The following is a 12546-nucleotide window of genomic DNA, read 5'->3' as shown; positions in this document are numbered from 1 at the left end:
AGGAGAGGACCGATTCCCATGGCCGATGCCCCCACCGGCAAGGTGACCTTCGTCGGTGCCGGCCCCGGCGCCGCCGATCTGCTGACGTTCCGTGCCGCGCGGGCCATCGCCGAGGCCGACGTCGTGATCTGGGCCGCGAGCCTGGTCCAGGCGGAGGTCCTCGAACACGCCCGCGAGGACGCCGAGGTCCTGGACTCGGCGACCATGTCGCTGGAGGACGTGGTCGCGGTGTACCGACGCGCGTTCGAGGAGGGGCTCGCGGTGGCCCGCATCCACTCCGGCGACCCGGCCCTGTGGGGCGGCACGCAGGAGCAGCTGGACCGCTGCCGGGAGATCGGCATCGCGACCGAGGTCGTCCCGGGCGTGTCCTCCTTCTCCGCCGTGGCCGCGCTGGCGCAGCGCGAGCTGACGATTCCCGAGGTCGCGCAGTCCGTGGTGCTGACCCGGCTGGGCGGGGGCAAGACGCCGATGCCGCCCGGTGAGGAGGTGCGCGAGTTCGCCCGCCACGGCACCACCATGGCGATCTTCCTGTCGGCGGCGCGCAGCGGGCAGCTCGTGCGGGAGCTGCTGGAGGGCGGCTACCCGACGAGCACCCCGGTGGTGATCGCCTACCAGGCGACCTGGCCCGAGGAGCTGGTCGTCAAGTGCACGATCGGCACGCTGGAGGAGACGGTCAAGGAGCACAGGCTCTGGAAGCACACGCTGTTCCTGGTCGGCCCGGCGCTGGACGCGCGCGGGACGCGTTCGCACCTGTACCACCCGGGTCACTTCCACGGCTACCGCAAGGCCGACCCCGAGGCGCGGCGGGCGCTGCGCGAGCAGCGGGCGAAGAGTTGATCACCGTCGTCGGTACGGGGACCGGGGCGCCGGTCCCCGTGGACGTCCTGGCCGGGGCCGCGCTGGTCGTCGGCGGGCGGCGGCACCTGGACGCCGTACGGCTGCCCGAGGGGGCGGAGCGGGTGGTGCTCGGCCCGCTGGCGCCCGCCCTGGAGACCATCGCCGGGTACGTCGGCAAGGAGCTGCCGGTGGTCGTGCTGGCGTCCGGGGACCCGGGGTTCTTCGGGATCGTGCGGGCGCTGGCCGAGCGGTTCGGGTCCGGGCTGCTGGACGTGCGTCCGGGGGTGTCCTCCGTGGCCGCCGCCTTCGCCCGGATCGGGCTGCCCTGGGACGACGCGGTGGTGGTCAGCGCGCACGGCCGGGAGCTGCGGACGGCGGTGAACGTGTGCCGGGCGCGGCCGAAGGTGGCCGTGCTGACCGGACCGGGCGCCGGGCCGGCCGAGCTGGGGGCCGCGCTCCCCGGTGACCGGACCCTGGTCGTGGCGAGCGCGCTCGGCGATCCGCGGCGGGAGCGCGTGGAGCGGGTGACGGCCGCCGAGGCGGCGGCCCGGGACTGGGGTACGGCGGTGAGCGTGGTGCTGTGCCTGGACGAGGCGCGGGCGCTCGGTGCGGTGCGGACGGTGGCCGGGGTGCCCGGCGCTCCGGCCCGCTGGGCCCTGGAGGAGGACGCGTTCGCGCACCGGGACTCGATGATCACCAAGTTCGAGGTGCGGGCGCTGGCCCTGGCCCGGCTGGGGCCGCGCCTGGGCGACCTGGTGTGGGACGTGGGCGCCGGGTCGGGGTCGGTCGCGGTGGAGTGCGCCCGGCTCGGTGCCGCGGTCGTCGCCGTCGAGAAGACCCCGGACGGGGTGGCGCGCGTCCGTGCCAACGCGGACGCCCACGGCGTCGACGTGGACGTGGTGCACGGCTCGGCGCCGGACGCCCTGGCGGGGCTGGCCGGCGATCCCGACGCGGTGTTCGTCGGCGGCGGGGGCCGGGAGCTGCCCGCCGTGGTGACCGCGTGCGCGCGGCGGGCCCGGCGGACGGTCGTCGTCGCCGTGGCCGCGCTGGACCGGGTGCCGGCGGCCCGGCAGGCGTTGGCGGACGCCGGGTTCACCTGCGACGGGGTGCTGTTGCAGTCCTCGCGCCTCGCGCCGCTGCCGGGGGACGTGACCCGGCTGGCGGCCACCAATCCCGTGTTCCTGCTGTGGGGCGTGAGAACCCCGGCGTCTAGTGAAGGAGTAGTCCAGTGATCGGCCTCATTTCCGCCACCGCGGCGGGGGCGGCGGCGCGGGACCGGCTGGCCGCGGCCTGGCCGGAGCGTACGCGCGTCTACGAGGGTCCTGTCGGCGAGGCCGTGCGGGCCGCGTTCGCGGAGTGCGAGCAGGTGGTGTGCTTCCTGGCCACCGGGGCGGTGGTACGGCTGCTCGCGCCGCTGCTCGCCGGCAAGGCGGCCGACCCGGGCGTGGTGTGCGTGGACGAGGGCGGCCGGTTCGCGGTGTCGCTGCTCGGCGGGCACGCGGGCGGCGCCAACGCGCTCGCCCGCGAGGTGGGTGAGGTGCTGGGCGCCGAACCGGTGGTGACGACCGCGACGGACGCCGCCGGGCTGCCGGGCCTGGACACGCTCGGCCTGCCGTACGAGGGGGCGGTCGCCGCGGTCTCCCGGGCGCTGCTGGACGGCGAACCGGTGGCGCTGGAGACCGAGGTGGTCTGGCCGCTGCCGCCGCTGCCGGTCGCGCCCCAGGGGGCGTACACGATCCGGGTCACCGACCGGGCCGTCGCGGCGGGCGAGCGGGAGGTGCTGCTCAGGCCGCCGTCGCTGGTGGTCGGGGTCGGCGCGTCGAAGGGCGCGCCGGCCGAGGAGGTGCTCGGCCTGGTCGAGGAGGCGCTGCGGGAGGCGGGCCTCTCGCCGCGGTCGGTCGCCGAGCTGGCCACCGTGGACGCCAAGGCGGAGGAGCCGGGCATCGTGGCCGCCGCCGAACGGCTCGGGGTGCCCCTGGTGACGTACTCCGCCGGGGAACTGGCGGCGGTCGAGGTGCCCAACCCGTCCGACGCGCCCCTCGCGGCCGTCGGCACCCCGTCGGTCGCGGAGGCCGCCGCCCTGGCCCGGGGCGGTGAACTCCTCGTCCCCAAGCGCAAGTCGGCCGCGCGTCCGGCGATGGCGACCTGCGCGGTCGTACGGCGTCCGGGGCGCGGACGGCTCGCGGTCGTCGGCCTCGGGCCGGGCGCCCGGGACCTGCTCACCCCGCGCGCGGCGGCCGAGCTGCGGCGGGCGTCGGTGCTGGTCGGCCTCGACCAGTACGTGGACCAGATCCGCGATCTGCTGCGGCCCGGCACCCGGGTGCTGGAGTCGGGGCTCGGCGCGGAGGAGGAGCGGGCCCGGACGGCGGTCGCCGAGGCCCGCGCGGGGCACGCGGTGGCGCTGATCGGCAGCGGGGACGCGGGCGTGTACGCCATGGCCTCGCCGGCGCTCGCCGAGGCCTCCGACGACATCGACGTGGTCGGGGTGCCCGGGGTGACGGCCGCGCTGGCCGCCGGGGCGGTCCTGGGCGCGCCGCTGGGCCACGACCACGTGTCCATCAGCCTGTCCGACCTGCACACGCCGTGGGAGGTCATCGAGCGCCGGGTGCGCGCGGCGGCCGAGTCGGACCTCGTCGTCACCTTCTACAACCCGCGCTCCCGGGGCCGCGACTGGCAGTTGCCCAAGGCGCTCGCGATCCTCGCCGGACACCGGGAGCCGACGACGCCCGTCGGTGTCGTCCGCAACGCCTCCCGGCCGGACGAGGCCGCCCGGGTCACCACGCTCGCCGCTCTGGACCCGGCGACGGTCGACATGATGACGGTCGTCACCGTGGGCAACACGGCGACCCGTGAGATCGCGGGGCGCATGGTGACGCCGCGCGGCTACCGCTGGCAGGCATCGCAGGAGGAGGCGAAGTGAACCGCGTCGTCCACCCGATCGAGGAGGAGTCCTACCGGCGGCTGCGCGCCCGCCTGGACACCTCGCACTTCCCGCCGCTGACCCGGGCGGTGGTGGAGCGGGTCATCCACTCCGCCGCCGACCTGGAGTACGCGAACGACCTCGTCATGGACGAGGGCGAGCTGGTGACGGCGCACGCGGCGCTGCACGCCGGGGCGCCGGTGGTCGTGGACGTCGAGATGGTGGCCGCCGGGATCACCCGGCGGGAGACCGTCTGCCGGCTCAGGGACGCCGTGGCCGGGCCGGGTCTGACCCGGTCGGCGCACGCGATCCGGCTCGCGTACGAGCAGGTCGGCCCCGGTGCCCTCTGGGTGATCGGCAACGCGCCGACCGCGCTGGAGGAGCTGCTGACCCTGGACGCCGCCCCGGCGCTCGTCATCGGACTGCCCGTCGGCTTCGTCGGCGCGGTCGAGTCCAAGGCCGCGTTGCGGATGAGCGGGCTGCCCGCCGTGAGCAACGTGTCCGAGAAGGGCGGGTCGGCGGTCGCGTCCGCCGCGCTCAACGCCCTGCTGTACCACCCCGTTCCACACTCCGAGGAGACCTCGTGACCACCCCGCCCGCCCTGCTCATCGCCGGCCACGGCACCCGTGACGACGCCGGAGCCGAGGCGTTCCGCGACTTCGTCCGGGAGCTGGGGCGCCGCCACCCCGGGCTGCCCGTCGCCGGCGGCTTCATCGAACTGTCCCCGCCGCCGCTGGGCGAGGCCGTCGCCGAGCTGGTCGAACAGGGCGTACGCCGGTTCGCCGCCGTGCCGCTGATGCTGGTGTCCGCCGGGCACGCCAAGGGTGACATCCCGGCCGCGCTGGCCCGGGAGAAGGAGCGGCACCCGGGCATCTCGTACACCTACGGCCGTCCGCTGGGCCCCCACCCGGCGCTGCTGGACGTGCTGGAGCGGCGGCTGGACGAGGCGCTCGGGTCGTCCGCCCGCACCCCGGAGGACCGGGCCGAGGTCACCGTGCTGCTGGTCGGGCGCGGCTCCACCGACCCCGACGCCAACGCCGAGGTGTTCAAGGCGGCGCGGCTGCTGTGGGAGGGCCGGGGGTACGCCGGCGTGGAGACGGCGTTCGTCTCGCTCGCGGCGCCCGACGTGCCGAGCGGGCTGGACCGGTGCGCGGCGCTGGGGGCGCGGCGGATCGTCGTGCTCCCCTACTTCCTGTTCACCGGCATCCTGCCGGACCGGGTGCGGCAGCAGACCGAGGGGTGGGCCGCGGCGCACCCGGAGGTCGAGGTGCGCTCGGCCGATGTCATCGGGCCCGAGCCGGAGCTGCTGGACCTGGTGATGGAGCGGTACGAGGAGGCCGTCAAGGGTGATCTGCGCATGAACTGCGACTCGTGCGTGTACCGGATCGCGCTGCCGGGCTTCGAGGACAAGGTCGGGCTGCCGCAGCAGCCGCACTTCCACCCGGACGACGACGACCACCACCACGGGCACGGGCACGGGCACCACCACGGGGGGCACTCGCACAGCCATGCGCACTGAAGCGGCCGGCGGGTCCGGTCACGATCTGCGGCACCACGGGGACGCCGAGGTGCGGGACGACGGGGCCGCCCTGGTCGACCTCGCCGTCAACGTCCGCGCGGACACGCCTCCGCCGTGGCTGCGTGAGGAGATCGCCGGTTCGCTGTCGTCCCTCGCGGCCTACCCGGACGGGCGGGCCGCGCGGGCGGCGGTGGCGGCGCGGCACGGGCTGCCGGTGGAGCGGGTGCTGCTGACGGCGGGGGCGGCGGAGGCGTTCGTCCTGCTCGCCCGCGCGCTGAAGGTCCGCCGGCCGGTGGTCGTGCACCCGCAGTTCACCGAGCCGGAGGCCGCGCTGCGGGACGCCGGGCACACCGTGGACCGGGTGCTGCTGCGGGAGCGGGACGGGTTCCGGCTGGACCCGGCGGCCGTGCCGGAGGAAGCCGACCTGGTGGTGATCGGCAACCCCACGAACCCGACGTCGGTGCTGCATCCGGCGGAGACGGTCGTCCGGCTCGCCCGCCCGGGGCGGACGCTGGTGGTGGACGAGGCGTTCATGGACGCGGTGCCGGGTGAGCGGGAGGCGCTGGCCGGGCGGACCGATGTACCGGGGCTCGTCGTGCTGCGCAGCCTCACCAAGACCTGGGGGCTGGCCGGGCTGCGCATCGGGTACGTCCTGGCCGCGCCCGAGATGATCGCCGAGCTGGAGCGGGCCCAGCCGTTGTGGCCGGTGTCGACACCCGCGCTGGCGGCGGCGGAGGCGTGTGTGGCGCCGAGGGCGCTGGCGGAGGCGGGGCACGCGGCGCACCGCATCGCCGGGGACCGGGCGCACCTGGTGGCCGGGCTGGCCGCGTTCGCCGCCCGCGGAGTGCGGGTGGTGGAGCCGGCGGAAGGGCCGTTCGTGCTGGTCCGTATGCCGGGTGCGGCCGGGGTACGGCGGCGGCTGCGGGAGCTCGGTCATGCGGTGCGGCGGGGTGACACGTTCCCGGGGCTCGGTCAGGAGTGGGTGCGGGTCGCCGTGCGGGACCGGGTGACGGTGAACGGCTTCTTGCGGGCGCTTTCGGCCGCGCTGGATCCGCCCGGCTGAACCGACCGCATCGCCAACCGCCGCCCCGGCTCGCCTCTTTGAGCTGCTCCGTCAGCTCTTCCGGCGTCGGGCCACCGCCACCGCTCCTCCGCCCGCCAGCAGCAGGGCCAGTGCGCCGCCCGCGATGTACGGGGTCGCCGAGCTGCCGCCGGTCTCCGCGAGGTCCGCTTCGGCGGGGGCGCCCTGGGGGCGGGGGCCGGCTGCCGGGTCGTGGCTCGGCACCGGGGTGGTGGCGGGCGGGGCCGTCGGGGACTCGCAGGTGGCCTTGGCCAGGGTGACCGTGCCCTCGACGTCGGCCACGTTGAGCTTCAGGGGGTTGACGGAGACCGTGAGTTCGAGGGCGGTCGCGGCGGCCGTACGGGTCGTGGTGCTCCGCTGGGAGAGGTCGAGGCGGACCTCTCCGACGCCGGGCACCTTGACCTCGGAGGGGCCGCCGGCGGTGAGGGTGACGCGCTTGCCGAGGACGGTGACGGCACCGAGGACGTTCGCGGAGGCGACCGGTGCCTTGCCGACCTCGCAGGTCGCCTTGGCGGTGATCGTGTCGGCCTCGATCAGGGACAGCAGGGGCAGGCCGGGGACGTGCAGCTTGGCGTGGGCGACCCGGACCGAGCCCTCGGCGCGTCGCGCGGTCACCGTGGCCCCGGCCCGGGCGACGTCCGCGCCGAGGACGGTGAACGGCTTGCCGCCGTTCACGCCGTCGAGCCGGGCGGACAGCGCGGTGCGGTCGGCGCTCCGGGGTGCCTGGACCTCGTTGAGGGAGACCGCGAGCGGGACGTTCACGGTCTTGTTGAGCAGGGACACGTCGAGCCCGGTGCGCAGGACGACGGCGGAGGCGCGACCGTGGTCACCGGTCGCGTGCGCGGTGCCCGCGCCCCCCAGGACCACGGGCGCCGAGGCGAGGGCCGCGGCCGTCGCGAGGACGGTGAGACGGCGTGCGGGCATGCGGAAGTTGTTGCTGTTCAAGGCGGTGGGACCCCCCAGACGGAACCTGCTTGGGACCCGTCAACCTTGTCCCCGGTGTGGGTGAACGGTCAGCCATCCGGGGCCACTTCACTCCAACGTGGAGTTTCCGCACGCCGATTCGATTCCAGGGCGGAATTCGGCGGGATCACGGGAACGCCTACTCGACCACCCGTCCGTTCAGCACCACCCGCCGGGGCGCCGCCAGCACCCGTACGTCCGCCCGGGGATCGGTCTCGTACACCACGAGGTCGGCCGGGGCGCCCTCCTCCAGCCCGGGCCGGCCGAGCCAGGCGCGGGCGGCCCAGCTGGTGGCGGCGAGCGCGTCGACCGGCGGGATGCCGGCGGCGACCAGTTCGGCGACCTCCTCCGCGACCAGCCCGTGCGGCAGCGTGCCGCCGGCGTCCGTGCCGACGAAGACCGGGATGCCGGCGTCGTAGGCGGCGCGCACGGTGTCGTAGCGCCGCTCGTGCAGCCGGCGCATATGGGCGGACCAGCGCGGGAACTTCTTCTCGCCGCCGTCCGCGAGCCGGGGGAAGGTGGCGATGTTGACGAGGGTCGGGACGATCGCGACGCCCCGCTCGGCGAACAGCGGGATCAGGTCCTCGGTGAGGCCGGTGGCGTGCTCGATGCAGTCGATGCCCGCCTCGACCAGGTCGCGCAGGGAGTTCTCGGCGAAGCAGTGGGCGGTGACCCGGGCGCCGAGCCGGTGGGCCTCGGCGATGGCCGCCTGCACCGCCTCGCGGGGCCAGCAGGGGGACAGGTCGCCGAGGTCGCGGTCGATCCAGTCGCCGACCAGTTTGACCCAGCCGTCGCCGCGCCGGGCCTCCCGGGCGACGTGGGCGACGAGGTCCTCCGGTTCGATCTCCCAGGCGTAGTTGCGGAGGTAGCGGCGGGTGCGGGCGATGTGCCGGCCCGCCCGGATGATCTTCGGGAGGTCGTCGCGGTCGTCGATCCAGCGGGTGTCGGAGGGCGAGCCCGCGTCACGGATCAGCAGGGTGCCCGTCTCGCGGTCGGTGAGCGCCTGCTTCTCGGCGGTGTCCGTGTCGACCGGGCCCTCGGCGCCCAGGCCCACGTGGCAGTGGGCGTCGACCAGGCCGGGCAGCGCCCAGCCCGCGACGGTGGTGATGTCGCGGGCCCCGGCGGGGCGGTCGTAGCAGACGCGGCCCCCGACCACCCACAGCTCGTCACGGACGTCGTCCGGCCCCGCCAGGACCCGGCCCTTCACGTGCAGCACCGCACCATCGCTCATGCCCGCACCCTAACGACCTACGGCTCGGACTTCCCCACCTGGTCGGAGGTCTCCTCCTCGACCTCGGCCATCGCCGGGTCGAGCAGCCGGGAGAGGAAGTGCCGGGTGCGCTCGTGCTGCGGGTCGCCGATCACCCGTTCCGGGCTGCCGTCCTCGACGATCACGCCGCCGTCCATGAAGACGACCCGGTCGGCGACCTCGCGGGCGAAGGTCATCTCGTGGGTGACGACCATCATGGTCATGCCCTCCCGCGCGAGCCGGCGCATGACGGCGAGGACGTCGCCGACCAGCTCGGGGTCGAGCGCGGAGGTCGGCTCGTCGAAGAGCATCACCTCGGGGCCCATGGCGAGCGCCCGGGCGATGGCGACGCGCTGCTGCTGGCCGCCGGAGAGGGAGGACGGGTAGGCGTCCGCCTTCTCCGAGAGGCCGACGCGGGCGAGGTTCTCGGCGGCGACGCGCGCCGCTGTCTCCTTGTCCCGCCCGAGGACGCGGCGCTGGGGCAGTGTGAGGTTCCCGGTGACGTTCAGGTGCGGGAAGAGGTTGAACTGCTGGAAGACCATGCCGATGCGGCGGCGTACGGCGTCGATGTCGACGTCGGGGTCGGTCACCTCGGTGCCGCCGACGAAGACCTGGCCCTTGGTGGGCTCCTCCAGCAGGTTCACGCAGCGCAGCAGCGTGGACTTGCCGGAGCCGGAGGGGCCGATGACGCAGACGACCTCGCCCTGGCCGATCTCCAGGTCGATGCCGCGCAGCACCTCGTTGTCGCCGAAGGACTTGTGCAGTCCGCGGACCTCGATCTCCGGGCGGCTCACCGGATCGCCTCCTGGGCCTTGGATTCCATACGGCGGACGACGAAGCTGAGCGGGATGGTGACCAGCAGGTAGCACAGGCCCGCGACGAGGATCGGCGTGGAGTTGGCGGTCGTACTGGCGAGGTCGCGGCCGAACTTGGACAGCTCCCGCTCCTCCAGGGTGACACCGAGGAACAGCACCAGCGAGGAGTCCTTGAAGAGCAGGACGAGTTCGTTGGTGAGCGGCGGCAGGATGATCCGGAACGCCTGCGGGATGACGATGGAGACCATGGCCTTCGCGGGCGAGAAGCCGAGCGAACGGGCCGCCTCCGTCTGCCCCTTGGGGACGGCCTGGATGCCGGCCCGGATGGTCTCCGCCATGTACGCGGCCGAGACCAGGCCGAGCGCGAGGGCGACCTTGCCGTAGGTGCCGCCCGGGATCTCCGTGCCGGGGAAGGCGAGGGGCACGGCCACGCCGACGAAGATGAAGATCAGCAGGGCGGGCAGCCCGCGGAAGATCTCGATGTAGACGCTCGCCAGCCAGCGGTAGGGGCTCACGGAGGACAGCCGCATCAGCGCGATGACCATGCCGAGGACGAGTCCGACGACGAAGCCGGACAGCGTGTAGAGCACGGTGTTCTTCAGCGCCAGCGTGATGACGTCGGGGAACATCTGCTTCGCGATGTCCGCCTGGGCGAACTGGTTCTGGAGCCGGCCCCAGTCGGCCGTGACCGCGAAGGCGATCACGGCGGCGGCGAAGACGGCGTACTGGACGCCGCGCGACAGACCGCGCTTCTGACGCCGGGTCAGTCCCTTCTTCTTCGGCTGGAGGGCTGTGTCCGTGTCGGTCATGAGGCGGCGGGAGAGGCGACGGAGGCCTCGTACGGGCCGATCCACTGCTCGTAGATCTTCTTGTAGGTGCCGTCGGCCTTGGCGGTCTTGAGCGCCTTGTTGATGGCGTCGAGCAGCGCCTTGTTGCCCTTCTTGACGGTGAAGCCGTACTGCTCACCGGTCTTGAGGTTGTCCACGACCTTGAACTTGTCCGCGTTGGCCTTGTCCTTCAGCCAGCCCTGGACGACCGGGTAGTCGATGACGACGGCCTGGACCTGGCCGGTGCGCAGGCCGTTGAGGACGGCGTCGGAGGACTCGAAGGAGATCGGGTCGTAGCCCTTGCCCTTGACGTAGTCCTCGCCGGTGGTCTGCGCCTGGGCGCCGAGCTTCTTGCCCTTGGCCTTGACGTCGGCGAGCGAGTTGATCCCGCTGTTCTTGTCGACCAGGACGGCCTGGGTGGCCTCGAAGTACGGGTCGGAGAAGTCGACGTTCTTCTTGCGCTCGGCGGTGATGGTCATGCCGGCGGCGGCCAGGTCGCACTCGCCCGAGTTCAGGAAGGCACCCGTCTTGAAGTTCTCGAAGGGCGTGTCGAGGATCTGCTGCTTGACGCCGAGGTCCTTGGCCACGAGGTCGATGAGGGACACGTCGAAGCCCTGCACCTTGCCGTTCACCTCCGACTGGAACGGCGGGTACGGCAGGTGGGTGCAGGTGGTCAGCTGACCGGCCTTGACCAGGTGGACACCCTTGACCGTGGTCTTGCCGCTCCCCGAGTCGCTGGAGGAGCAGCCGGCCGCGACGAGCACGAGTGCGGCGGTCGCGGTGGTGGCGGCCAGAAGGCGGGTCCGGCGCCCGACGAGCGTTTTCATGGGGAGGTCTCCTGTCGGGGAACTAAGAGTTCCGATTATAAGGAAGTGTTTGAGTCTCTCAAATCAAACCCATGGCCAGGCAGCCCCTCGACCTAAGATCGAGGGAGTCGGCCCCCGAGAGACGAAGAGAGCACCGCCGTGACCCACCCCTTCCTCGACCTGCCCCCGCTCACCGCCGAGCGTTTCGCCGCCATCGAGGACGGGGTGGCCCGGCTGCTGGACACCCGCCAGGACGTCCTGATCACCCAGGGCGAGGCGCTGCTGCCGCTGGAGGGCGCGATCCGCGCGGCGGCCGGTCCGGGCACGGTGGCCCTGAACGTGATCACGGGTCCCTACGGGCAGACCTTCGGCAACTGGCTGCGCGACGCCGGCGCCACGGTGCACGACCTCTCGGTCCCCTTCCACACGGCGGTGACCGCCGAGCAGGTCCGGGAGGCGTTCGCCGAGCACCCGGAGATCGACTTCGTGTCGCTGGTGCACGCCGAGGCGGCGACCGGCAACACCAACCCGGTCGCGGAGATCGGCGAGGTGGTGCGGGAGCGGGGCGCCCTGTTCTATCTGGACGCGGTGGCCTCGGTGGGCGCGGAGCCGGTGCTGCCGGACGCGTGGGGCGTGGACCTGTGCGTGATCGGGGCGCAGAAGGCGATGGGCGGCCCGGCGGGCGTGTCGGCGATCTCGGTGAGCGCGCGGGCGTGGGACCGGATGGCCGCCAACCCGAACGCCCCGCGCCGCTCCTACCTGTCCCTGCTGGACTGGAAGGACCGCTGGATCGACGCCGGCCGCAAGGCGCTGCCGCACGCTCCGGCGCAGCTGGAGATGCTGGCGCTGGAGGCGTGCCTGGAGCGGATCGAGTCGGCGGGCCTGGAGTCGGTGATGGCCCGGCACCGGCGCGCGGCGCTGGCTTCGCGGGCCGGCGCGGTGGCACTGGGCGGCGGCCTGGAACCGTATGTGTACGAGGAGAGGGACGCGGCACCGGTCGCCACGACCCTCCGGGTGCCGTCCGGCGTGGTGGCCTCCGACCTGGTGGCCCGCGCCCTGGCGACCGACCCCGCCCTGCCGCTGGCGGCCGGCGGCGGCGCCCTGGCCCGGGAGATGATCCGCGTCAACCACTACGGTCCCGACGCGACGCGGGGCGCGGTCCAGAACTCCCTGGCGGCACTGGGCGCGGCGCTCGCCGAGCAGGGCCTGCCGGTGGACCCGGCCGCCGCCCGCGAGGCCGTGGAGAACGCCTGGCGTTGACCGGCAGGGGGCCCTCACCCCGGAACGCAACCAAAACGGCTCGCGCACACCGCGCGGGCCGTTTTCTCATCTTGAATTCCAATTACTTTCACAAATTCCGCCAATTCGCCGGACGATAGCTTCCCGTCTTCTTCTGCCCGCTTTTTGCAGAGCTAAACAAGGGAGTTTGCCGACAGGTTTCCCACGATTTCCAGGCTGTGACACACTCCACAGCGGATGAGATTTGCCCCTATTTGTTGTGGGTCATCTCGGACATTTCACCGGTCAGG

Annotated in this window: 12 protein-coding genes; 7 read left to right on the top strand and 5 right to left on the bottom strand. The window is 73.7% G+C overall.

Going from position 1 to position 12546, the window contains the following annotated elements; all coding sequences use genetic code 11:
* The first annotated feature begins 18 nt into the window (after positions 1-18).
* Genes cobM through cobC form a run of 6 tightly spaced genes read left to right on the top strand, consistent with a single transcriptional unit; the run spans position 19 to position 6339 of the window.
* Positions 19-837, top strand: a complete 819-nt coding sequence (gene cobM, locus AQJ11_RS20765) for a precorrin-4 C(11)-methyltransferase (RefSeq protein ID WP_058080051.1) — start codon at positions 19-21, stop codon at positions 835-837.
* A complete protein-coding gene (locus AQJ11_RS20760) occupies positions 834-2069 on the top strand; it encodes a bifunctional cobalt-precorrin-7 (C(5))-methyltransferase/cobalt-precorrin-6B (C(15))-methyltransferase (RefSeq protein ID WP_059263993.1) in 1236 nt (411 codons plus the stop codon). The genes cobM and AQJ11_RS20760 overlap by 4 nt, the downstream gene beginning before the upstream one ends.
* On the top strand, positions 2066-3757 hold the full coding sequence (gene cobJ / locus AQJ11_RS20755; protein WP_059263992.1) for a precorrin-3B C(17)-methyltransferase: 1692 nt from the start codon (positions 2066-2068) through the stop codon (positions 3755-3757). The genes AQJ11_RS20760 and cobJ overlap by 4 nt, the downstream gene beginning before the upstream one ends.
* Complete coding sequence (locus AQJ11_RS20750; protein WP_059263991.1) at positions 3754-4344, top strand: precorrin-8X methylmutase; 591 nt, start codon at positions 3754-3756, stop codon at positions 4342-4344. Before cobJ ends, AQJ11_RS20750 begins: the two co-directional genes overlap by 4 nt.
* Entirely contained in the window at positions 4341-5276 is a 936-nt protein-coding gene (locus AQJ11_RS20745; RefSeq protein ID WP_014671924.1) for a sirohydrochlorin chelatase, read from the top strand. Before AQJ11_RS20750 ends, AQJ11_RS20745 begins: the two co-directional genes overlap by 4 nt.
* A complete protein-coding gene (gene cobC / locus AQJ11_RS20740) occupies positions 5266-6339 on the top strand; it encodes an Rv2231c family histidinol phosphate aminotransferase CobC (RefSeq protein ID WP_079082367.1) in 1074 nt (357 codons plus the stop codon). Before AQJ11_RS20745 ends, cobC begins: the two co-directional genes overlap by 11 nt.
* A 51-nt stretch (positions 6340-6390) precedes the next feature.
* Here the strand turns inward: cobC and AQJ11_RS20735 are convergent, their stop codons facing one another.
* The 5 genes from AQJ11_RS20735 to AQJ11_RS20715 all read right to left on the bottom strand — a co-directional run bounded on the left by AQJ11_RS20735 (position 6391) and on the right by AQJ11_RS20715 (position 11038).
* Positions 6391-7302 (bottom strand): SCO1860 family LAETG-anchored protein, encoded by a 912-nt coding sequence (locus tag AQJ11_RS20735; protein ID WP_059263989.1) that lies wholly within the window; start codon positions 7300-7302, stop codon positions 6391-6393.
* A gap of 157 nt (positions 7303-7459) precedes the next feature.
* A complete protein-coding gene (locus tag AQJ11_RS20730; protein ID WP_058080057.1) occupies positions 7460-8551 on the bottom strand; it encodes an amidohydrolase family protein in 1092 nt (363 codons plus the stop codon).
* A 17-nt stretch (positions 8552-8568) separates the two neighbouring features.
* On the bottom strand, positions 8569-9363 hold the full coding sequence (locus AQJ11_RS20725) for an amino acid ABC transporter ATP-binding protein (RefSeq protein ID WP_014671928.1): 795 nt from the start codon (positions 9361-9363) through the stop codon (positions 8569-8571).
* A complete protein-coding gene (locus AQJ11_RS20720; protein WP_014671929.1) occupies positions 9360-10193 on the bottom strand; it encodes an amino acid ABC transporter permease in 834 nt (277 codons plus the stop codon). The genes AQJ11_RS20725 and AQJ11_RS20720 overlap by 4 nt, the downstream gene beginning before the upstream one ends.
* Positions 10190-11038 carry a transporter substrate-binding domain-containing protein gene (locus AQJ11_RS20715; RefSeq protein WP_014671930.1) on the bottom strand — a complete coding sequence of 283 codons (849 nt, stop codon included), beginning with the start codon at positions 11036-11038 and terminating at the stop codon, positions 10190-10192. The genes AQJ11_RS20720 and AQJ11_RS20715 overlap by 4 nt, the downstream gene beginning before the upstream one ends.
* Before the next feature lie 138 nt (positions 11039-11176).
* Between AQJ11_RS20715 and AQJ11_RS20710 the strand changes: the two genes are divergently transcribed.
* Positions 11177-12277 (top strand): pyridoxal-phosphate-dependent aminotransferase family protein, encoded by a 1101-nt coding sequence (locus tag AQJ11_RS20710; protein WP_059263988.1) that lies wholly within the window; start codon positions 11177-11179, stop codon positions 12275-12277.
* Positions 12278-12546 lie beyond the last annotated feature (269 nt).

The sequence above is a fragment of the Streptomyces corchorusii genome (assembly GCF_001514055.1).
Classification (GTDB): Bacteria; Actinomycetota; Actinomycetes; order Streptomycetales; family Streptomycetaceae; genus Streptomyces; species Streptomyces olivaceoviridis.
The sequence above is the reverse complement of the archived record's forward strand: the minus strand, read 5'-3'. Positions and strand labels throughout refer to the sequence as shown.